The sequence below is a fragment of the Snodgrassella alvi genome (assembly GCF_002777745.1).
In the GTDB taxonomy this organism is placed as follows: Bacteria; Pseudomonadota; Gammaproteobacteria; order Burkholderiales; family Neisseriaceae; genus Snodgrassella; species Snodgrassella alvi_D.
On sequence record NZ_MEIO01000055.1, the window covers coordinates 1 to 21,586 of the forward strand.

15 protein-coding genes are annotated in these 21,586 nt (G+C 44.1%); 10 read left to right on the forward strand and 5 right to left on the reverse strand.

What is annotated here, in order from left to right:
* Positions 1 to 1,335, forward strand: a 1,335-nt coding sequence (locus tag BHC51_RS12800) for a T6SS phospholipase effector Tle1-like catalytic domain-containing protein (RefSeq protein ID WP_180296471.1), incomplete at its 5' end; no start/stop codon positions are given.
* 379 nt (positions 1,336 to 1,714) lie between these two features.
* Here the strand turns inward: BHC51_RS12800 and BHC51_RS08350 are convergent.
* The 3 genes from BHC51_RS08350 to BHC51_RS08360 all read right to left on the reverse strand — a co-directional run bounded on the left by BHC51_RS08350 (position 1,715) and on the right by BHC51_RS08360 (position 5,378).
* Positions 1,715 to 2,641 (reverse strand): hypothetical protein, encoded by a 927-nt coding sequence (locus BHC51_RS08350; protein WP_100153790.1) that lies wholly within the window; start codon positions 2,639 to 2,641, stop codon positions 1,715 to 1,717.
* 286 nt (positions 2,642 to 2,927) lie between these two features.
* Positions 2,928 to 5,132 carry a heavy metal translocating P-type ATPase gene (locus BHC51_RS08355; protein WP_100153791.1) on the reverse strand — a complete coding sequence of 735 codons (2,205 nt, stop codon included), beginning with the start codon at positions 5,130 to 5,132 and terminating at the stop codon, positions 2,928 to 2,930.
* Between the two features lie 39 nt (positions 5,133 to 5,171).
* Complete coding sequence (locus BHC51_RS08360) at positions 5,172 to 5,378, reverse strand: heavy-metal-associated domain-containing protein (RefSeq protein WP_100100836.1); 207 nt, start codon at positions 5,376 to 5,378, stop codon at positions 5,172 to 5,174.
* 113 nt (positions 5,379 to 5,491) lie between these two features.
* Here BHC51_RS08360 and BHC51_RS08365 point away from each other — a divergent pair, with 113 nt between their 5' ends.
* From BHC51_RS08365 to waaA, 3 genes are all read left to right on the forward strand, one after another.
* On the forward strand, positions 5,492 to 5,899 hold the full coding sequence (locus BHC51_RS08365; protein ID WP_100153792.1) for a MerR family DNA-binding protein: 408 nt from the start codon (positions 5,492 to 5,494) through the stop codon (positions 5,897 to 5,899).
* 126 nt (positions 5,900 to 6,025) lie between these two features.
* Positions 6,026 to 9,505 carry a chromosome segregation protein SMC gene (gene smc, locus BHC51_RS08370; protein WP_100153909.1) on the forward strand — a complete coding sequence of 1,160 codons (3,480 nt, stop codon included), beginning with the start codon at positions 6,026 to 6,028 and terminating at the stop codon, positions 9,503 to 9,505.
* A 145-nt stretch (positions 9,506 to 9,650) separates the two neighbouring features.
* Entirely contained in the window at positions 9,651 to 10,919 is a 1,269-nt protein-coding gene (waaA, locus tag BHC51_RS08375; RefSeq protein WP_100153793.1) for a lipid IV(A) 3-deoxy-D-manno-octulosonic acid transferase, read from the forward strand.
* A gap of 502 nt (positions 10,920 to 11,421) precedes the next feature.
* Here waaA and BHC51_RS08380 read toward each other — a convergent pair.
* The gene (locus BHC51_RS08380; protein WP_100153794.1) at positions 11,422 to 11,886 is read right to left on the reverse strand and encodes a pilin; all 465 of its coding nucleotides are present in this window, start codon (positions 11,884 to 11,886) and stop codon (positions 11,422 to 11,424) included.
* A 1,113-nt stretch (positions 11,887 to 12,999) separates the two neighbouring features.
* A complete protein-coding gene (locus tag BHC51_RS08385; RefSeq protein WP_100153795.1) occupies positions 13,000 to 13,806 on the reverse strand; it encodes a hypothetical protein in 807 nt (268 codons plus the stop codon).
* 374 nt (positions 13,807 to 14,180) lie between these two features.
* On the opposite strand from BHC51_RS08385, the gene BHC51_RS08390 reads away from it, so the two are divergent.
* From BHC51_RS08390 to BHC51_RS08415, 6 genes are all read left to right on the forward strand, one after another.
* Positions 14,181 to 16,406, forward strand: a complete 2,226-nt coding sequence (locus BHC51_RS08390; protein ID WP_100153796.1) for a FepA family TonB-dependent siderophore receptor — start codon at positions 14,181 to 14,183, stop codon at positions 16,404 to 16,406.
* 367 nt (positions 16,407 to 16,773) lie between these two features.
* A complete protein-coding gene (locus BHC51_RS08395; protein WP_218966402.1) occupies positions 16,774 to 17,667 on the forward strand; it encodes an alpha/beta hydrolase in 894 nt (297 codons plus the stop codon).
* A gap of 2 nt (positions 17,668 to 17,669) precedes the next feature.
* Positions 17,670 to 18,476 (forward strand): siderophore-interacting protein, encoded by an 807-nt coding sequence (locus tag BHC51_RS08400; protein ID WP_100153798.1) that lies wholly within the window; start codon positions 17,670 to 17,672, stop codon positions 18,474 to 18,476.
* Between the two features lie 81 nt (positions 18,477 to 18,557).
* The gene (locus tag BHC51_RS08405) at positions 18,558 to 19,529 is read left to right on the forward strand and encodes a siderophore ABC transporter substrate-binding protein (RefSeq protein WP_218964677.1); all 972 of its coding nucleotides are present in this window, start codon (positions 18,558 to 18,560) and stop codon (positions 19,527 to 19,529) included.
* A gap of 95 nt (positions 19,530 to 19,624) precedes the next feature.
* On the forward strand, positions 19,625 to 20,593 hold the full coding sequence (locus tag BHC51_RS08410; protein WP_100100826.1) for an ABC transporter permease: 969 nt from the start codon (positions 19,625 to 19,627) through the stop codon (positions 20,591 to 20,593).
* Positions 20,594 to 20,600: 7 nt separating this feature from the next.
* On the forward strand, positions 20,601 to 21,557 hold the full coding sequence (locus tag BHC51_RS08415; RefSeq protein WP_100153910.1) for an iron chelate uptake ABC transporter family permease subunit: 957 nt from the start codon (positions 20,601 to 20,603) through the stop codon (positions 21,555 to 21,557).
* The last annotated feature ends 29 nt before the right edge of the window (positions 21,558 to 21,586 follow it).

Consider the following 21,586-nt stretch of genomic DNA (forward strand, 5'->3'; position numbering starts at 1 on the left):
GATTCGCGCGCTAAATATATGCATACGCTGCTCGGCGACCGTGAGCCGTTTACCAGTTATTTTGCCCACCGGTTGATATTTAGTGGTTCTTTCTCGAATAAGCCGCTTACGCCGATGATGTTGCAGGATAATCTGGTGGGTCTTACCGGGATTGCGCGCAGTGCCTATATGTCGGTGCGGTATGGTAATCCAGCCTATATTCTGCTGGGGCTGAATAATCCGGAGCTGTTTGTTACTGATGCTGATCGTAAGGCTATGGAAGGGCTTAAAGGCGGTTTTGATGCTATTGTGATTGATCCGGATACGGGCAAGGTGTTGATGGATGGTAAAAATCTCAAAAATCTTGCTGAGCTGTTAAAAAATTCGCAGAAAGCCATGCAGCAGCTACAGGATTCGCTGAATAAGGTGCAGCCGTGGGAAGGCAGTGAGTTTACAGACAAGATATTGCAGGAAATTGCCAAAAATGGGGATGAAACGATTAAGAATCTGGAGCAAATCCGGGAAATGTTGCTCCAGCAGAAGCAGCAGCTGGCTAAATTAGCGCAGGCGGCTACTGCCGGTGCCAGCACCAGCTCTCAGGCAGCCAGTATGGCTGCTGCTGATGAAGCCAGTGCGTCTGTGGCTGAAGCTGGCGGCGCTGAAACGGCAATGGCAATGGAGCGGCAGTTGGATGCCATATTGAAAAATGTTGAGGCGAGGATTCAGCAGCTACAGGCCGCGCTGGATCCGGCCACGCAGATTGGTGATGGTAGTGTGGCGGCACGGGCGCAGAATCTGCTGGCACAGCTGGATATTAAGCCGGCTGGTGGTCAGAATTGGCTTAATGCTGCTGCTGGGCAGCCAAGCCTGCCTGTGAATGCGCTGGCTTCTGGTGGCAATGGGGCTGTGGCGGAGATATCGGGCATTCAGGCGCATATACTGCCTGTTCGGCAGCAGCTGGCGGATATTAATCCTCAGTCAATGGCTGATTATTTGCGTGCGCAGATCAGTGATTATCAGCAGAATCTGCAACAGCAAACGGCATCTGCGATGTCTATGCTGCAAGAAGGTGTTGATGATCCGCAGACGCTGGCGCAGGTATTTTATCGCAATGCGCAGGGTGATATTGCGGATCAGGCGGTAAATAACATCAGCAGAACTACGCTTGATAGGCTGGGTATGCAGGAGCTGGAGCTGAATGAATTCTTGCCGGAAAATATTGCCAACCGCAGCCAGCCTGAGATTGCGCAGTTACTACAGCAGCTGCGCAGCGGGCAGGTTCCGGCTGAATTCCAGTCTTTGCCGCAACACCGCCTGCAATTGATGGTTCGTGTGCTGGAAAGCTGGCTGGTTTAAGTTCTGAGGCTGGCAGGGGGATGCTTTTGCCGGCCGGATGAAGTAATTCAGCTACTGTACTAAATACTGTTGATAATTTCTTTCAGTATGGCAATTTTTTTCGGAGCCCCCTACTCTGCTCTGCAATTTATTTGTGTCTAATATAGCTGTAAATGCGCTTAAATCCTGAACATTTAGGAAATGTTTTTGCTAGCCATTTGTTTAAGGCAGTTTTATTTTTGATTTTCTGGCAGAAGCTTACTACCAATACCGGTTACATGCTGCTATTGTTTTAGTGATTTGATAAAAACAAGGCCATGTAACTTTGGTTTACTCAACCGAAGCGAATTAGTGTGCAAGGTATGAATTATGCAAATGTACATGGCTGTTTAAATACTATTTATTTGTGCATATCTGAATCATGCCAGTTATCAAATCCGCTACCCGACGGAATATAGGCTATTTCACTACTGATATCTTCTATATATACAATGTCTTTTTCTTTCAGATTAGTTTTAGTAGTTATTAGTAAACGAGTGCCTTCTATACTAGTCCTACTATCTATATATTTAACCTGAAAAAGATTATATTTTGAAAAAAGTACCGGATTGATTAACAGCATTTTGCTATGACAATAAATCAGCATGAATCCCAGCATACCAATTACATACATAAACATGTATTTTGCATTTAAAGACGACATAAATAGTAGCGTAAATACAGCATATGATATTAGATATACAAATTCCCAAATGACTATTTTTCGCTCAAATTCTGATTTTATTTCATGTTCTTTATCCGTTTTTTTAGGCCATATCCGAAATATCCACGGTATATGCTTTTTTTCTGATTTAACTTCTGCATCTGTTTGAACATCTTTTTTAGCTTTTTTGAACAATGGCCAGTAATAAAATATAAGTATGCATACTAATGCAAAAAAAAGAACAGATGGTAGCTTTGATTTTGTATCGTTAAAAATTTCACAATAAAAACAAAAAATAAGTATTAATATTGAGGGATCAGCCATGAATGATTTTTTTATCTGCAAAATTGTTACTTTATTCTGGAAATACTCTTTTTTATAGCTTAGTTTTTTCAGATAAGAATAAGTATTAAGGCTACCAATCACCGCAAGAAATAGCAGAATGGTAGCCAAGCCAAAATAGTGCAGATAAGTGTCAGTGATATAATCTGCACTCCAGCCAGCCCAGCTCAGATAGTTGCTATATTCACAAAATTGCCAGATTGAAAGGCATAGAAACATCGGTGTATAAGCGATAAGAAATAATCCGATACGTGTTGTAAGTTTAAGCCCGTATGTAGTCATTCTTTCCTCTTTTAAATTGAACGTTTGCTTTGGCTATCAATAGACCAAGTTATTCAGAGATAGATTTTACAGATTTAATACTAATTTAGTTAAAATTATATTATATTTACTTATATATGAATATATTTAGTTTAAATCACAAAATGGCTGAATTTTTGTGTCAGAAGTACTATTAAAAATTTATCTGGTTACATTCTGGTGAATTTATTACAGCGATTTGATGATTTATAGATGACTGGCTACCAGCGATTACAGCAAATGTGTCTGTCTGCCAGCAGCCAGATTGTCAATTTAGTTTACTTGTACGCAATCGCAAAGCATTGAGTAACACAGAGATGGAACTCATCGCCATGACTGCGCCGGCGATAACCGGGCTAAGCCAGCCAATAGCGGCCAAGGGTATCCCAAGAATATTGTAGAAAAAGGCGAAAAACAGGTTTTGTTTCACCACACGTACGGTGGCATGGGCTAAGGCAAGGGCATCGGCTACTTGGGTTACGGAATGGCGCATTAAGGTGACAGAAGCGGTATTGGTGGCGATATCTGCGCCGCCATACATTGCAAAGCTAACGTCGGCTGCCGCCAGTGCTGGTGCATCATTAATCCCATCACCCACCATTGCAACTACTTTCCCCTGCTGCATCAGCCTGTTAACTGCATCGGCTTTGGCGCGCGGATTCATTTGTGCCTGATAATGGCTGATACCCAGCTGTCTGGCAATATGTTCAACTACACTGTACTGATCACCACTCATCATCTGAATGTCGATACCTTGCTGCTGTAAACGTTCAATGGCACTAATGGTATCTTCTTTTAATGCATCAGCAATGGCCAATGCACCGACCACATTTTCATTGATAGACACAACCACAATACTGGCAATCTGCCAGATTTCCTGTTCCATCAGTTCCCGCGGGATACTAAAGCCACAATAGGCCGGATTACCCACCCTAACATTACCATAACCCGCTACCTGTGCCTGTGTACCCTGCCCGATATCGCTATGGCTGTTACTGGCAGCTAATGCGGGCAGTTGCTGCTGTTGAGCAGCCTGTATGATGGCCTGTGCCAGCGGATGGGTGGTGAGCTGTTCAACGGCTGCGGCTAATTGCAGAATTTGCTGGCTGCCAAATTTACTGTCTGGGACACACCACTGCGCAACAATCTGTGGTTTACCAGTGGTAAGAGTGCCGGTTTTATCCAGCACAACAGTATTTACCTGACTGGTACGCTCAAGCGAAGCTGCATCTTTAAACCATACACCATAACGTGCTGAGCGTCCCATACCTACCATTATGGCAGCCGGTGTGGCCAGCCCAAGAGCACATGGACAGGCGATAACCAGTACTGCTACGCCACGGGTAATGGCTTCATTAAAATTACTGGTAAACCACCAGTTGAGGATAAAAGTTAATATAGCTATAGCGACCACGGTGGGCACAAATATCATGGATACTTTATCAGCCAGTCGTGCGATTGGTGCTTTGCTGCCTTGTGCCTGCGCCAGTGCCTGCATCATATCACCCAGCAGAGTTTGGCTGCCTAAGGTGTGTGCCTGATAGGTAATGCTGCCATTACTGAGCAGAGCACCGGCAAGTACTTTATCACCCGTCTGTTTTAATAATGGTTTAGATTCGCCGGTGAGATAGCTTTCATCACACCACGCTTCACCGCTGGATACGACACCATCGGCGGCAATGCGGTTACCGGCGTTGGTTTGTAGGATATCGCCCGTCTGTATCTGGCTCAGCGGTACTTCCTGCCAGCCATCAGCAGTCTGTCTGCGTACCATTTTCGGGGTGAGTTGCAGCAACATGCTCATACTGTTTAAACTTTGTTTTTTAGTGCGCTGTTCGAGATATTTACCCAGCGACACAAAAGCAATCACCATCACACTGGCTTCAAAGTAGATGTATTGGTGTGCTTGGTTATGATGGTTAAACAGCATTACACTGGAGTAAAGCCAGATGGCAATAGTGCCCAGAGACACAAGCACATCCATATTTGCTACACCGCCCTGTAGGGATTTGATAGCACTATTGTAAAACGGCCATGCAAAGCCAAGCTGGATAACAGAAGCAAGAACAAACTGCCATAACGGTGGCAGCATCCACTGCTGCCCCAGTAACATGCCCAGCATGCCAATGATAAACGGAACGGCAATTATCCAGATGATAATTAAACGCCATATTATGCCTGTATGTTCAACAGTGTGAGCATCGGCCAGCGCTTCGATACTGGCATTGCTGGCTGCTGTGGCTTTAAAACCAGTTCTGGCCACCATCTGCACAATATCATCTGTATTTAGAAGGTTGCTGTCAAAACGGGTCTGTAATTCATCGCTGGCAAAATTAACATCGGCAGCAATAATACCTTGCTGCCGGCGCAATACTTTTTCAATGCGGCTGGCACAGGCCTGACAGTCCATACCTTCAATGGCAAAGCGCGCTGTTGCGGTTTTGTTGCCGTTTACAAATTGATTTTCGTCCATTGTCCTGTCCTCCGCCTGTTCAACCGCACCGCCTGACAGCTAAACCACATCAAAGCCGGCAGCTTCTACTGCGGCTTTAAGGGTATCTACATTAGTAAGGCTGTCATCAAAGCCAACATCAGCAATGCTGGTGGCAAAATTAACGGCCACAGTTTCTACACCCGGGCTGCCCTGTAATGCTGCGGTAACACTTTTGGCACAGCCTTCGCAAGACATGCCGTCAATTTTAAATTGAACCATTTGCATTTTTGCCTCCTATTAGTTTGTGGTTTAATCAAAAATCTACACAGCACAGCTTAAACCTTAACACTGTAATAGAGTCAAGTTTTATTCAGATTAACAATATCTCTAAAAATGCAATGAATATTAGTACAGCAGCAAAATTATCCGATTTATCCTGTAAAACAATCCGCGATTATGAAGTCGCCGGTTTAATCCAGCCACTGCGGCAGCATAATGGTTATCGCAGTTACAGCGAAGCAGATATTGCAACTCTGTGTTTTATTAAACATGCGCGAGAAGTGGATTTTTCACTAGCACAAATTGCCGAGCTACTGACGTTACGCAATAATCCGCAGCGTGCCAGCGCAGATGTCAAGGCGCTGGTTGGTGTGCATATTCAGCGCCTGAATCAGAAAATCGTGGATTTGAACAATATGAAGAATACGCTGGAAAGCTGGTATAACCTCTGCGATGGCAATGCCTCACCTCAATGTGCAATTATTGACGGACTGGATAAACACAGCCATATCAATAGCAGATATTAAACCCGTTCACCATTAACTGTATCAAAGTGTAACAGGCTGTTGTAACTTGTAACTAAAACTGGCTTTTTGTTTAAAACCGGCTAAAATAGTCGCTTTTTGGCACTCCTGCCTGTGTTTATTGTTGCTATGCGTCTAACCCACATCAAGCTTTCCGGTTTTAAATCTTTTGTTGACCCCACCACCATTGCGGTACCGGGCAGGCTGGTTGCTGTCATCGGACCAAACGGCTGTGGTAAAAGCAATGTAATAGATGCAGTACGCTGGGTATTGGGTGAGGCCTCGGCCAGACAGTTACGCGGCGAAAGTATGCAGGACGTGATTTTCAATGGTGCCAATACCCGCCGTCCAGCTCCGCGTGCCAGCGTAGAACTGGTGTTTGACAACAGTGACGGCCAGCTTCAGGGCGCATGGGGACAATATGCCGAAGTAGCGATAAAACGTCAGCTTACTCGTCAGGGTGATTCCACTTATTACATTAATAATCAGGTAGTGCGCCGCCGTGATATTACCGATCTGTTTCTCGGCACTGGTGTGGGTGCGCGTGGTTATGCGGTAATTGAACAAGGCATGATTTCGCGCATTATTGAAGCGCGGCCGGAAGAACTACGCGCCCATATCGAAGAAGCCGCAGGCGTATCCAAATACAAGGAACGCCGGCGTGAAACTGAAAACCGGCTGGCTGATACGCGCGAACACTTACAGCGGCTGGCCGATTTACAAAGCGAGCTAGACAGACAAGTAGAAAAATTACAGCGGCAAGCCAATACTGCCAGGCACTATCAGGAGCTGAAAGCCCAGATAGCTGATAAACAGGATTTATTTGATTATAGTCAGTGGCAACAGGCACTGCATCAGGCCGACAATGCTACTCTTCTGTATCAGCAGCATGACAGCGCACAGGAAACACTCAAGCAGCAGTTAGAAGCGCTGGAAGAAATACTGCAACAATTACGCGAACAAGAACAGCAGCAGCAGCAGCAGGTACGCGAAGCTGAAATGCAACGTGCCGGACTGCGTGAACAATGGGCACGGCTAGAAGAGCAAATTCGCCACCGGCGTGACTGGCAGCAGCGCATTGCACGTGAGCAATCACAGGCACAAACAGAGCTGCAACGACTGCATAATGAAGACCAGCAGCAGCAGGAACAGCTCGAAACAGCCAGTATAGAGCTGGAAGAACAGCAACTACAGCGCGAAGAATGGGGCTTACAGGCTGCCGAACACGAAGCACGTATGCCTGAGCTAGAAGAGCTGGCTCATCAGAGTGAACGCACGCGCCAGAATCAGCAAAACGAGCTGGCACGGCTAGAACGCGAACTGGCAATCAAACAACAGCAACAACAACATGCAACCGGCAGTATCACCCAGTTACAACAACGCCAGCAGCGCCTGCAAGCAGAACTGGCACAACTGGCTTTACCGCAAAATGAAGAACTGCAACAGGCACAGGAAACCGCGGCAGAGCTGGAGCAAGTTGTGGTCACACTGGAAGAAAACCTGCTGCAATATGAGCAGCAGCGTGAAAGTACGCAACAAGCGCTTATTCTGGCACAGCAACAGCACCGGCAACTAGACAAACAGCAGCTCACGCTGAACGCACAGGTAGCCACCTTAACAGCCATGCTCCCGCAGGCAGAGCGCAGCAGCATAGCAGGCATTACCGATACAGATATTCCATTACTATGGCAGCACATACAGGTTGCACCACAATGGCAACATGCCACCAGCGTTGTTCTGGGATACAAACTAAAAGCACAGCATACCGAACAACTACAACTAGCCGATAGCCAACCCGAATGCACAACAGTATGGGTAAATCAAACCAGTGAGGCAGAAAAACAGCCTCTCGCCACTAACTCCTTGTTGCAGCACATAGAAGCACAGGCACCTTTTACTCAGGCCATACACTATTGGCTTGGGCAAGTATTGTGTGCAGAAACACTGCAAGCTGCCATGCTGCTACAAACAGGCTTACAGGCACAACAACTGATTATCACACCGGAAGGCCACTGTGTTGATGCGGTTAGCGTAACCTTATATACAGAAGACAATGGCATCAGCCTGCTACAACAGCAACAACAACTGCAAGAGCAACAGCAGGCACTGACAGCGCTGGAAAAACCGTTGCAACTGGCAGCAGAAGCTGTGCAACTGGCACAGCACAATCTAGAAAATACCGTAACTCAGCTAAATCAATGCCAACAGCAACTCAAACAACAGCAACAGCGCAGGCAAACAGCCTCAGCTCATGCCACTGAATTAATGGCACGCACCAGTCAGGGGCAGTTACGGCGTGAGCATATCCAGCAGGAAAGCGCGCAGATAAACAACGAATTAACACAACAGCAGCATTTACAGCAACAGACACAGGCCGATATTGAAAACTTAACTCTGGCTATTGAGCAGCTACGTCCGCAACTACAGATTTACACTACCAGCCAGCAAAACCAGCAGCAAACATTAAAACAAAGCCAACTGGCATTACTAGAAGCACGGCGGCAGCAGGGTCTAGTTGAAATGGCCATTGTACGTCTGCAACAGCGCATCCAGAGTGCCACTCAGGAACGCCAACGCATTGCCCGCGAAACCGAACGCTGGCAGGAGCGCCAGAGTGAGCTGGCTCTGGGCATTGCCGAGCAGGAAATGAACGATGAGCAAACCCTGCAAACTGAAGAACTGAATGCACAGATTGACATGGCCAGTGAGCAGTGTGCCACCGCACAGCAACAGCTCCAGCAGCTTCAGCAGCAATTACAACAGGCGCAGCAGCAGCAACACACTTTAAATAGCCGCCTACCGCAATTACAGGCTGATACCCAGACAGCCCTGCTACAGCAACAAGAAGCCTTACTCAATGCCAGACGCTTTCATGAAACGCTACTGCAGAATAATGCCAATCTGACTGCATTGGCCGAACAATTCGCCCACTCTGCCCAGACAGTACCGGAACTAAGCGGGCAAATCGCTACACTGGCACAGAAAATCAATGCACTGGGTGCAGTAAATCTGGCTGCATTACAGGAGCTGGAAGAAGCGCACGGGCGCGCCGAATATTATCAGCAACAAACCACTGATGTACAGGCTGCCATTGCCCTTTTGGAAGAGGCCATCAGCACCATTGATGAAGAAACCAAAACCCGCTTTAAAACCACTTTTGATGCAGTAAACGAAAAAGTACAAAGCTATTTCCCTACCCTGTTTGGCGGTGGTGAAGCGCGGCTGGATATGGTGGGCGATGATTTACTCAGCGCCGGTGTGTCTATCATGGCACGACCGCCCGGCAAAAAAAACAGCACCATTCATCTGCTTTCCGGTGGCGAGAAAGCTCTAACCGCCATGAGCCTGGTCTTTGCCCTGTTCAGCCTCAATCCGGCACCATTCTGTTTGCTGGATGAAGTGGATGCACCATTGGATGATGCCAATACCAGCCGCTTCTGTAATCTGGTACAACAAATGTCGGCACACACCCAGTTTGTGTATATTTCGCATAACCGCCTGACCATGGAAATGGCCGAACAACTGGTAGGCGTGACCATGCAAGAAAAAGGCGTATCGCGTATTGTTGAAGTGAATATCCGTCAGGCACTCGATATGGCAGAAGCGTAAGCGTAAACAGGCATATCCGTTTCTTTACAGCACACTTACCAATATATCTGCGCGGCTGCTTATGCAGCCCGGCAATAAATACTGATAATCAAGCCAGATTTTTAATTTATAATCGCCTTGAAACAGGCTTCTACAGTTAATTCATATGCTACTGAATCTCTTATATCAATTTTTATGGCTGCTGGCACCACCCTTTTTACGCAGATATCTGCGCCGTCGAGCCAAACTGGCACCAGCTTATGCACTCAACTGGCCTGAACGCTTTGGCAAACCTTATCCCAATCCAGTAAAACACGCAATCTGGATTCACGTGGTATCAGTAGGTGAAACCCGCGCTTCCCTGCAATTTATCCGTGCCCTGCAACATCTTTTTCCAGATACCCCATTATTAATGACCCAAACCACGCCTACCGGCCGGGCTACTGCACAACATTTTTTCCCTGAAGCACAATGCCGCTATCTGCCCTATGATAAAAAATCGTGGGTTAGCCAGTTTATCCGCGAACACCAGCCCTTATTCGGTGTTTTAATGGAAACAGAAATCTGGCCTAATCTGATGAATGTCTGTGCGCAGAATCACATCCCTTTATTTATGGCCAATGCACGCTTATCAGAAAAATCCCTGCATGGTTATCAGAAAGTACGCTCACTGGTTGCACCACCACTGACCACCCTAACTGGCTGTTATGCACAAACCGATGCCGATGCACAGCGGCTAAATAACATCGGTGCCGCCAATATACAGGTTTGCGGCAATACCAAATACGATATATCACCGCCAGAAGAAATGTATACATTGGCACAGACATTTAAACAGCGCATTGGCAACCGGCCAGTAGCAGTGTGTGCGAGCACTCGTTTTTACCACGGTACAGACGAAGCACAATTACTCTTAGATGCATGGGCGAAACAAAAATTTGGTAATACTTTGCTGGTAATCATCCCGCGCCACACAGAACGTTTTCAGCCTACTTATGAATATGCTAAAAAATTGAATTTTATTACCCAGAAACGCAGTGATAATCAGGATATTGCAGCAGAAACGCAGATATGGGTTGGCGACAGCATCGGCGAACTCTTTGCCTACTATCTGTGTGCCGATATTGCTTTTGTAGGCGGCAGCCTGGTGGATAGTGGCTGCCACAACATTGTTGAACCCATTGCCTGCAAACTCCCTACCCTGTTTGGCCCATCTACCTATAACTTTGCCGACGCCGCCCCTAGAGCAGTCGCTGCGGGTGCTGCGCAACAAATCCACTCCGCCGATGAGTGGGCAAGCACAACACTGGCCTTACTTGCCAGTCCGCAGCGAAGACAATACATGTCAGACAATGCAGAGGCTTTTATTCAGCAACATCAGGGAGCAAGTGAACGGATAGCACAGGTTATATATAAAAAATTAAGCGATATTTGATTCAGAAATATTTAGTAGATAACCAACTGATAATTCATCTTATTTACCCAACCCAAATATTCAACATATAGGGCGAATATTTTCCAAAATATTAGGCTCAAAGCTCATTAATTAAAATAAACATAACGGATGTAGAGGAGAAAAAAGCCTATCGATCGTAATGTATTGTTATCCATCTTAGCTTTTAAACTTTCAACTTTATGGCTTTTGTTTTCTTCTATGTGACATGGATAACCTGCATATAAAATTTCTTTTGCAACAAGATTCACCAAAATTCATGGGCATTTTACTGTCATCAGGAATATATTTTACTTTTATATTATATTCATCATTAATAAATTGATATGACTATAGTTATTAAAAGTAAAATACATCACAACAACTTCCTTTTATAATAACAAGATATAAGCATGATAATAATAAACTTTACTTGACACAGAAGAAGCCACACAAGGTGGCTTCTATTTTATTTAAAAATCAAATAACTGTATAGAAATAATGATTACAGATATGCTTTAGGAATGTATTTGTCTTGCATTGTGGATGTATCATTCTTGTGAACTGAACCATTTTTCAAGACATCCAACACCAGTGTTTGGCCAGAAATTGATGAAGATACACCAGTAGTATTTACTGTGTATGTAATTGTACATCCGGTAGGGGTATTAGGCTGAAGAGTACCTTGGTTCGGAACTGGATTACCACCAATTACAGCAGTACCATACTTACCTTCTTGTTGATCAATAGTATTGACACCACCATTAACAGTATCAGAAGTACATTGATTGTTCTGCATATTATCAACAACTTGTGTTTTCAGACCAGCAGCAAGGCTAGATGCTTCAGAAGCCTGTGAACGTGCAATGTAGTCAGAGTATGCAGGTACCGCAATAGCTGCCAGAATACCAATAATCGCAATAACGATCATCAACTCAATTAATGTAAAACCTTTTTGTAATGCTTTCATTTTAATCTCCTGTTAAAAAACTGTGGAAGAGTTACATAATGTACATAAGCAATTACCGTGCCAGTTTTTATTAAACTTACTGAATCTAATTTCAATTATATAATTTCAATGCCAATGAACCCGATTACTCGTCACAAAAGAGATTACTCTGTTAATTTTCATAACACTTTACATAAACGCTTCGGCTATATACCTATTAGGTGTGTTGCAAGTGGAATTTCTACGTAATGATCCATTTTTGAGTATCTCTGAAACAACTTTGGTATTGGCAATAAGCGGTGATACATGAGTACTATTAACCTGATAGGTAATCGGACAACCTGTTACTGAATAAGATGATGTGCCTGAATTGTGTATTGGTGAGCACGCAATTATCGCTGTCCTATATTTACCATTTTGTACATTAATATTGTTATTTAAAGTATTCAAAGCAATAGCAATACAGGTATTGCTGTGTAGATTGTCAAAAATCAGTATTTTTATATTTTCAGTTAAATTGGATACTTCAGTTATCTGATAACGAGCAGCAACCTTAGCCTATGTTGTCACTCCAATATCAGCTAATATACTAATAACATACATTAATTAAATTAAACTCTTTTTGTAAAGCGCTTGTATACTTTTTTTGTGTACTGCCCATTAAAGCCAATATATTTCTTGATACAAAATATCAATCTGCATACAGCAAAATCAAATTTATATATTTATTTATGCTTAACACTTAAAAAACATATATAATTGAATTTTAATTATATTTTATAAATATCAATCTTTATCATCTTAATAACCCAACTATGCCTAGAATTAAGATTAAGAATTTCTGATATTCAGTGGTATGGTACTTATAAAAAAGATTTTACATAATCAAACAATATGTACCAAGCTTGTATCTAAGTAAATTTCCGCTACTTTTCAAATAATATTTACTTATCCCACCGCATTCTTCTGTACCATTATTTTTACGTAATAACCTTTCTACAATACTTTATTTACCAAATAAAAAAATTATAAATTTCAATAACAATTGTTTTCAAATAGTAGCTTTATTTCATATACCCATAGATATAAGTTACTGATATATAATTAATTCTTATCACAATTCCACCTCAATAATTATATATAATATTCCTGTATATACGCCCACACCGCCGCCAGCATGGCTATCTGAGCAGCTGAGTGTTCTATCCCTGCTTCAACATTGATATAGTCAATATGCTGCTGTGCCGCCCATACAGACAATGAACCATCGTCGTGAACCTGCTGATTATTCTGCAATACCACATTGAAGTTATGGCTGGCCAGAAAATTAAAAGCCTGCTGAGTAGTGACATAGAAGAAATCGTGTGGGTTGCTGTCCGAGCTGATGGCAATCTGGCTCATCGCCGGTGCCATAGTGCCGTCAGCCATATAGTTACGTACAGACAGACCATCCGGATGATTATTATGTACAGCAACAATAAGCTGAGCATGAATCATATATTGATTTAGAAAATTGGCAGCAGCCTGACCTAGCTGTTCCAGAGCAAAAGCGCAGCTACCTTGGTGGCATTTTAGTGCAGCCTCGCGCCCCAGCGAAGTGAAAATCCTATTAGGATCAAATTGATAGTTTATCTGATTGTTTTGCACCTTGATTTCCCTGCTGCCACTATGACGCAAATCCAGTAAACATCCCTGCTGGATTTGGTTCAGGGCTTGCAGAGCGGTCTGGCGGGCGGTTTCTTCATTATCATGCAGATGTACCCATACAATATTTTTCCATGGTGTGCCTGCGCAAGTCTGAGTGACCGGTAATGCCATTATTGGGCTATCAGAAACCGGAATGCCTGAAGCTAAAGTTGCTGCATCAGCCGGTAGTGTACTTACAAATACCAACAATAGCGCGATATATGGATAAAGATAAAGAGTTATTTTTTTCTTCATGATGTTTATTACCTGTTTTAATTAAGTTTTATATACTCACTTGCCCAATACGCTGAATTGTCGTTCTTTTACCTTTTAATTAATCATTATTGAACTACAGATACAGGAAAAAAGCTAATTAGCAGAATTTCATTTTAAATAAAATACTTATTTTATAGTTAAACCGCTGCTAATATTTGATGAGATCTAATATTTTGCTGAATGTGTCAATTTTTGTCACATTGAACTTAATTATGTAACTATAGGGAAGTATTATACTAAATAGGTATTTATTTGTATTTTTTAGTTAGTTAAATGCAGCTACAATTGAAAGTAATAACCATTTTAATTATCATTAATATTAGTAACAAACTCTCTTTGATATTCTGATTGATATGCCTCAACACCCTATTCCTGCTTTTAAACTGACTTTATTTCCGTTGATTTTCGCTGCTAGCACTACATATGCTCAGGATGGCACTGCCAGACTGGAAGATATTTATGTGACGGCTGAGCAGCAGGTTAAACAGTCTCTTGGTGTTTCTAAACTTGATAGTAAAGATATTGAACGTAAAGCGCCGGTGAATGATATTTCCGAACTGGTGCGTACTATGCCGGGGGTGAATCTCACCGGCAATACTGCTTCCGGTCAGCATGGTAATAAACGCCAGATTGATATTCGCGGGATGGGGCCGGAAAATACCCTGATTCTGATTGATGGCCGGCCGGTCACTTCACGCAATAGTGCGCGCATGAGCTGGCGCGGTGAGCGTAACACTATTGGCGACAGTGACTGGGTACCGGCAGCAGAAATTCAGTCGCTTGAGGTGATTCGTGGGCCAGCAGCAGCGCGCTATGGTTCCGGTGCTGCCGGCGGCGTGGTTAATATTGTGACAAAAAAGGTCAGTAATCAGTTTCACGGTGCCATCAATGCATTTACGAACTTACCAGCTGATAAAAAAGAAGGCGATACTCACCGTATAGGTTTTGATTTAACCGGACCAATCATTAAAGATATTCTGGGGTTTCGGCTATATGGAAATGTAAACAGTACTGATGCCGATTCACCGTTCATCAACCAGCGTTCAAATGATGAAAGCAGTAAATCTCTGGCTGCCGGACAGGAAGGTTTGATAAATAAGGATGTGGCCGGACGTTTGGCATGGCGCCTGTCTCCGGCTCAGACATTGACGCTGGATGCCACTTACAGTCGGCAAGGCAATCGCTACAACGGTGACGGTCCGAATAATGTTCAGACCGATTACACTCAAAGCTTATATGGTAAGGAAACCCGCCGGGTATACCGCCAGAGTTTTGCGCTGACACATGAAGGAGTCTGGGACTGGGGCGACAGCAAGGTGGTAGCACAATATGATAAAACCACCAATAGCCATTGTTCAGAAGCATTGTCTGGCGGACCGGAAGGTCTGTGTCAGGATTTAGGCAGTAAGGAGCTTACCTATGCTGACAGTACACTAATCACTAAACGTCTGGCAGGTGAAATACACGTCCCTTTCACTCTGGGTGTGCCGCATGTCTTGACTATGGGTGCAGATTATCAGCACGATAAGCTGGATGACCCAGACGGCCTGCGCCGCATTCCTTTACCCAATGCTGTTTATCCGGCACCTGCCAATCATACGCCCTCGTTAAGCAGCTGGGCTGGTTATGTGGAGGACAACATCAGCCTCACTGACCGGTTTAATCTGGTGCCGATGCTGCGCTACGACCACAATAACAAAACTGGTGGAAATGTTAGTCCCGGTGTCAATATAGCCTGGCAGTTGCATCCGAACTGGCTGATCAAGGGCGGCATTGCGCGCGCATACAAGGTTCCGAATCTGTATCAGAGTACAGAAAGTTATATGCTGTACAGCAAAGGTAATGGTTGCGCCACTTCTTCCGGCAGTGGTCGTGGCTGTTACCTGATTGGTAACAGTAAGCTGAAACCGGAAACCAGTATTAATAAAGAATTAGGCTTTGAATTCAATAAAAATGGTTATCTGGCATCACTGGCTTATTTCCGTAATGATTATAAAAACAAGATTGAGGCTGGCCGGCAGATTATTTTTACCGGTAGTACTGATACAACAGCACGCTCAGGTGGCTACGACTATTTTGAGTGGACCAATACCCGCAAGGCATTAGTAGAAGGGATGGAAGGTAATTTGACGCTGCCGTTTTCTAAAGAATGGAAATGGGTAAACAATTTTACGTATATGTTTAGCTCTAAAAACAAGGAAACCGGTAACCCTCTATCTATTATTCCTAAATATACGATAAATTCATCTCTTGCATGGACTCCAACTGAAAAATGGGACACTCTGCTATCTTATACTTATTATGGTCGTCAAAAGCCACGTACTGTCCCAGTCAATCCTGTTGAAGCCGGAAATGGTAATGGTGGACAAGGTACAACAGGTCTGAGCGGAGAGGAAATCGGCAGCTATGGTATCTGGGGTATTTCTGCTGGTTATGCCGTCAATAAAAATGTTAATGTTCGGGCAGGAATGTCGAATATTTTTAATAAACGTATTTACGCTTCTACCTTACGTGGTACTGCCTATACTTATAACGAACGTGGCCGCGCAGTCTGGGGCAATATGAAAGTATCTTTCTGATATTTTGTTCAGACAGGTTGCCATTCTGGCAACCTGTTAGGTAACGATAATGATGTTTTTACCGTGACTTAAACGCAAAAATCAGTTATAGTAATAAATAGGAATGATTATTATTCACATAAAATCCAAATAACGGCATCAAACAGATTAAACATGATTTATTTATTGGTCATATGCTTTAACTAATGCGGCTGATTTGGCAAATTTTTTAACAGCTCTTTCATCGTTTTTTGCAATGCAGCAACAAAACCTTACCTCACTGTCGTCCTGTTGTCTCCATATGTTCTGTAGAACCAGTCAACTGATGGAAAGATTAAAAATGCGCCAGATTATTATTTTTTTATTAATGTTTCTTACGGCCTTAATCTTGCACAACACAGCCAAAGCCCAACCAAATCTTAATGCAACTGCCAATCTTGCTGTCCTACAACAGCAGCACAGCGGTTATCACTTTACTACTTTACCGCTTATATCAGCAGACGGGCAACGCTCTTACCGCATTTATATCGCGATTCCAGACCAGAAAGCACCCGCCGGTGGTTTTCCTGCTTTTTATGCACTGGATGGCAATGCTGTGCTGGATTTCCTTACTCCGGCAAATATGCAAATCTTGGCCAAACAGCCTTACCCTCCGGTGCTGGTGTTGCTTGGCTATGCTACAGATAAACGTTTTAATGCACAGGCACGTGCCTATGATTACACCATTGCACCAGATAATGACAATATCGACCCACTGGATTCAAGCAGAATAAACGGTGGTGCCAATATATTTTTGAATTTAATCCGACATCAGATTATGCCCGCAGTACAGCAGATGGTGCCGATAAATATTAATGCACAAACACTGTGGGGACATTCATATGGCGGACTCATGGTATTACATACCCTGTTTACCCAGCCTAATCTTTTTCAGCACTATATTGCTGCTGACCCATCTATATGGTTACACGGTGATTTGTTACAACAGGAAGCAACTGATATGCTCAAACATCAGATTGCTTTGTCCGGCAGTAGTTTATGGATACTAAACAGCAAGCTTAAGGCAGGTAAAATTCCCAAAAATCCCCAGATAGCGGCACGAATCAGAATACGTAATGAGCTTACTGCGAAACAAGACAGTCTGGGGAAAAAACTGGTTTATGAACTACAGCAACATACTAATTTAACTATTAAACATGAAAATTTCCCTGAGGAAAATCATGGCAGTATGTTTGGCAAGAGTTTACAACTGGCACTCTTTCACCCCATAGTCAGGCAATAATAATGAATAAACGTTCACCACATCACGCGTATCTGGTACGCGTACACGACATCATTGATTTAAGCCCCAACCTGCGCAGGCTGGTCATGCATAGTGCAGAACTGGCCGATTATCCGCACCAGTTTAATGGTGCTCATATTAAGATTTTTCTGGCACGCTCAGGGCAGACAACACCACAATTACCCCAATTTTCAAATCATGGATTTAACTGGGTCGAACCAGATAATAAACCAATTGTGCGCACATACACTATCCGTGATTATGATGCCAAGGCCTGCACGATTAGCATTGATTTTGTAAAACATGGTGACAATGGCCCAGCTTCCGCCTTTGCTGAGCAGGCTCAGCAAGGAGATGTACTCGGTATTTCCTCACCCGGCGGTCCGAATCCGATGCTGAAAACGGCTGCGCGTTATTTATTTGTAGGTGATATCACCGCCCTACCAGCCATTGAATCACTACTTGCCACTATCCAGCCGGATGCAAGTGGCAATGTGGTGCTGTTGCTGCCCCAGGCAGAAGATTTACCAGTCACCCTTTCTCTGCCCGCCGGAATGCGTCTGCATACCTTTTACGGTGATTTAAGCCTGATTCCGGCATTGGTGAAGTTTATCACCAACCTTACACCACTTGCTTGTGATGATTTTGCCTGGATTGCGGGCGAAGCTACACTAGTTAAGCCACTACGTGAATTACTGCGTACACAATGGCAATTACCACCTCAGCGCCACTATGCTGTTCCCTATTGGCGTCAGGGAGAAAATGAAGAAAGTTATCATGAGGCGCGGCACAAATTCATCGAAAAATAAACACTGTACTCCAGAAAAGTGACCTTACCTTTGCTAAGGCAGTATAATTATTGCAAACGATAATGATAGGAAATTCTAAAAATGATTAAATTTTGCTGGAAACCTCTTACTCTGTCCGTGATGGCACTGGCTTTACTCTCTGCCTGCGGTCAGAAAAGTAACGAAAACAATAATACCAGTAGTGCTTCTGCTGCTGTTTCCACAGCTGCGGTTAGCGAATCAACAGTTACTGTAAATACAGCCCGTGGTGATATGACAGTACCGGAAAATCCATCCAAAGTTGTGGTATTTGATATGGCTACGCTGGATGATTTACAGGCATTGAAAGTGCCCGTTGCCGGAGCACCGAAAAAAGTATTGATACCGTATCTACAACAGACTCTGGAAACAGTAAACAATGTTGGCACACTGTTTGAACCGGATATGGAAGCACTTAATGCCCTGAAACCGCAGTTGATTATCATCTCAGGTCGTACTGCGCCAAAATATGATGAGCTGGCTGCGCTGGCTCCTACTATGGATATGTCTGACAGCGGGCAAGATTTGATTGGTGATGGGCTGAAAATGCTCGATAACTATGGCAAGCTGTTCAAGAAAGAAACAGAAGCCAAAAAACTGCATGATGATATCCAGAATCTACTGACTGAAACTCAGCAAGCTGTTAAAGGAAAAGGTACCGGCCTGATTCTGATGGTAAACGCTGGTAAACTTTCTGCTTTCGGAGCCTCTTCACGCTTTGGCTGGATTCATTCTCAGGTAGGCGTACCGGTAGCAGATACCAATATACCGGCCTCTCCGCATGGCCAGTCTGTATCTTTTGAATATGTACAGAAAATCAATCCAGACTGGTTATTTGTTATTGATCGTACAGCAGCAATTGGTGAAGAAGGTAAAACTGCTCAGGCCGTACTTAATAACGATTTAGTACGCCAGTCTAAAGCATGGAAAGAAAATCATATTATCTATCTGAGCAGTGCTTCCTATCTCGCTGCCGGTGGTGTACAACAAATGAAAACCGACCTAACCAATATCAAGGCTGCTTTCGCCCACTAAACTGCGCATTATCCACCCACAGTAATCAGGTTTCGCTTTGCCACACAAATTTGTGGCAATAGCGTAAACCTGTTGTCTGTATCCTTTTCTGCCTTATGTTTCGTTCTTCCCAGATTAATGCAATCAATCTGTTGCTGTTGCCATTATTACTGATTATCAGTATTAGCATCGGTGCAGCCACTTTTCACTGGAGCGACCTGTTCAGCAGCAGCGATACACGCTCCCTATTGCTGTATAGCCGATTACCACGCTCTCTGGCTATTATCCTTACCGGTGCCACTCTGGCGGTGGCCGGCATGGTATTACAGATTGTATTGCGCAACCGTTTCCTCGAACCTAATATGGTCGGTGCTACCCAAAGTGCAGCACTTGGCGTATTACTGGTATCCATCTGGTTGCCACAAGCTACTCAGCTGACCAAAATGAGCTGTGCCAGTATTGCCGCATTGCTGGGCATGACCCTGTTTTTACTTTTGTTTCGCCGATTGCCATCTCACAGACAGATGATGATTCCGTTAATCGGTATTATTTACGGCAGTATCATTGAAGCACTGGTAAATTTCATTGGTGTGGAAACCAATACCCTGCAATTGCTGGCTGTGTGGTTTGCCGGTGATTTTTCCGCTGTGCTGGCAGGTCGCTATGAACTGTTGTGGCTCACCGGACTGATGGCTCTGCTTATCTATTTTCTGGCCGACCGGCTTACCATTGCCGGGCTGGGACAGAATATCAGTACCAGTCTGGGCATCAACTATGCACAAATGATGTGGATTTCCCTGATTACAGTAGCCATGATTACCGCCATTGTTGTGGTAACCGTTGGCCAGATTCCGTTTATCGGACTGGTGGTACCCAATATCGTTTCCCGATTGGCAGGTGACCGTTTACGGCAGAATCTGCCCTCAGTTGCATTTCTGGGTGCCAATGCCTTACTAATATGTGACATTATTGGCCGTACTATTGATCCGCCTTATGAAATACCGGTATCCCTGATTTTTGGTATCGTCGGAACCATGATTTTTCTGTATCTGCTGTTTAGAAAGCCTTCCATACATGCAGCTTAACCCTACCATGCCGTCATTTCGTTCCGGTGCACATTTTCTCAGTGTGCTTGGTATTCTATTAATCATTGCCAGTATCCTGTTTATGACCTACGGAGTAAAGGGAGACTGGGATTTTGTTCTACAGTTGCGTGGCAAGAAACTGCTGATGCTGCTTACCGTAGCGTATGCCGTTGGCGTATCCACACTTCTTTTTCAGACTCTTACCCATAATCCCATACTAACCCCGGGATTACTTGGCTATGATTCACTTTATCTGCTACTGCAAACCGTTATCCTATTTATATTTGGTGCAGTGGGCTACACCAGCATCAGTGCACTGAGTAAATTTATTATCGAAGCACCATTAATGATGGTTGCGTCCTTATTGCTGTTTCGCACACTAACCAGAAACAGCAATGGTGACCTTGCGCGCCTGATACTCACTGGTATGATTTTTGGAGTAATGTTTCGCAGCTTTAACAGCCTGTTACAACGCCTGATTGACCCTACCCTGTTTTCCGTTGCCCAAACCAGCTATTTTGCCCAATTTACCTCAGTGAACATCAGCATGCTGATAATCGGCATGGCAGTAATGCTTATCAGCACCTTATGGATATGGCAGCTACGCTATCAGCTAGATGTCCTTATGCTTGGACGCAATGCATCAATTGCACTGGGGCTAAACTATGCGCGCTTAAATCGCAGCATCCTGCTGTGGATTGCCCTGCTGGTTTCTGTTTCCACTGCACTGGTTGGGCCTGTGAGCTTTTTTGGTTTACTGATATGCGCACTGGTCAATACCTGTGTTCCCAATATGAAGCACCAGCTGCGGATTCCAGCTACATTTCTGATGGCTGCGTTGGTACTGGTCAGCGGCCAGCTAGTATTTGAACACTTACTTGGCATGCAAGGAGTATTGAGTGTCGTCATTGAATTTTGCGGCGGCATAGTCTTTCTGTGGCTGGTATTGAAGCGCAAACACTAAAGCATACAGCTATTTGCTTATTATATTAA

What these genes read in the sequence shown, in the direction of transcription:
- BHC51_RS08365 (WP_100153792.1), top strand. Translation starts at nt 5,492, where the DNA reads ATGAATATTAGTACAGCAGCAAAATTATCCGATTTATCCTGTAAAACA.
- BHC51_RS08410 (WP_100100826.1), top strand. Translation starts at nt 19,625, where the DNA reads ATGTTTCGTTCTTCCCAGATTAATGCAATCAATCTGTTGCTGTTGCCA.
- waaA (WP_100153793.1), top strand. Translation starts at nt 9,651, where the DNA reads ATGCTACTGAATCTCTTATATCAATTTTTATGGCTGCTGGCACCACCC.
- BHC51_RS08360 (WP_100100836.1), bottom strand. Translation starts at nt 5,378, where the DNA reads ATGCAAATGGTTCAATTTAAAATTGACGGCATGTCTTGCGAAGGCTGT.
- BHC51_RS08390 (WP_100153796.1), top strand. Translation starts at nt 14,181, where the DNA reads ATGCCTCAACACCCTATTCCTGCTTTTAAACTGACTTTATTTCCGTTG.
- BHC51_RS08400 (WP_100153798.1), top strand. Translation starts at nt 17,670, where the DNA reads ATGAATAAACGTTCACCACATCACGCGTATCTGGTACGCGTACACGAC.
- BHC51_RS08385 (WP_100153795.1), bottom strand. Translation starts at nt 13,806, where the DNA reads ATGAAGAAAAAAATAACTCTTTATCTTTATCCATATATCGCGCTATTG.
- BHC51_RS08350 (WP_100153790.1), bottom strand. Translation starts at nt 2,641, where the DNA reads ATGACTACATACGGGCTTAAACTTACAACACGTATCGGATTATTTCTT.
- BHC51_RS08405 (WP_218964677.1), top strand. Translation starts at nt 18,558, where the DNA reads ATGATTAAATTTTGCTGGAAACCTCTTACTCTGTCCGTGATGGCACTG.
- smc (WP_100153909.1), top strand. Translation starts at nt 6,026, where the DNA reads ATGCGTCTAACCCACATCAAGCTTTCCGGTTTTAAATCTTTTGTTGAC.
- BHC51_RS08380 (WP_100153794.1), bottom strand. Translation starts at nt 11,886, where the DNA reads ATGAAAGCATTACAAAAAGGTTTTACATTAATTGAGTTGATGATCGTT.
- BHC51_RS08355 (WP_100153791.1), bottom strand. Translation starts at nt 5,132, where the DNA reads ATGGACGAAAATCAATTTGTAAACGGCAACAAAACCGCAACAGCGCGC.
- BHC51_RS08415 (WP_100153910.1), top strand. Translation starts at nt 20,601, where the DNA reads ATGCCGTCATTTCGTTCCGGTGCACATTTTCTCAGTGTGCTTGGTATT.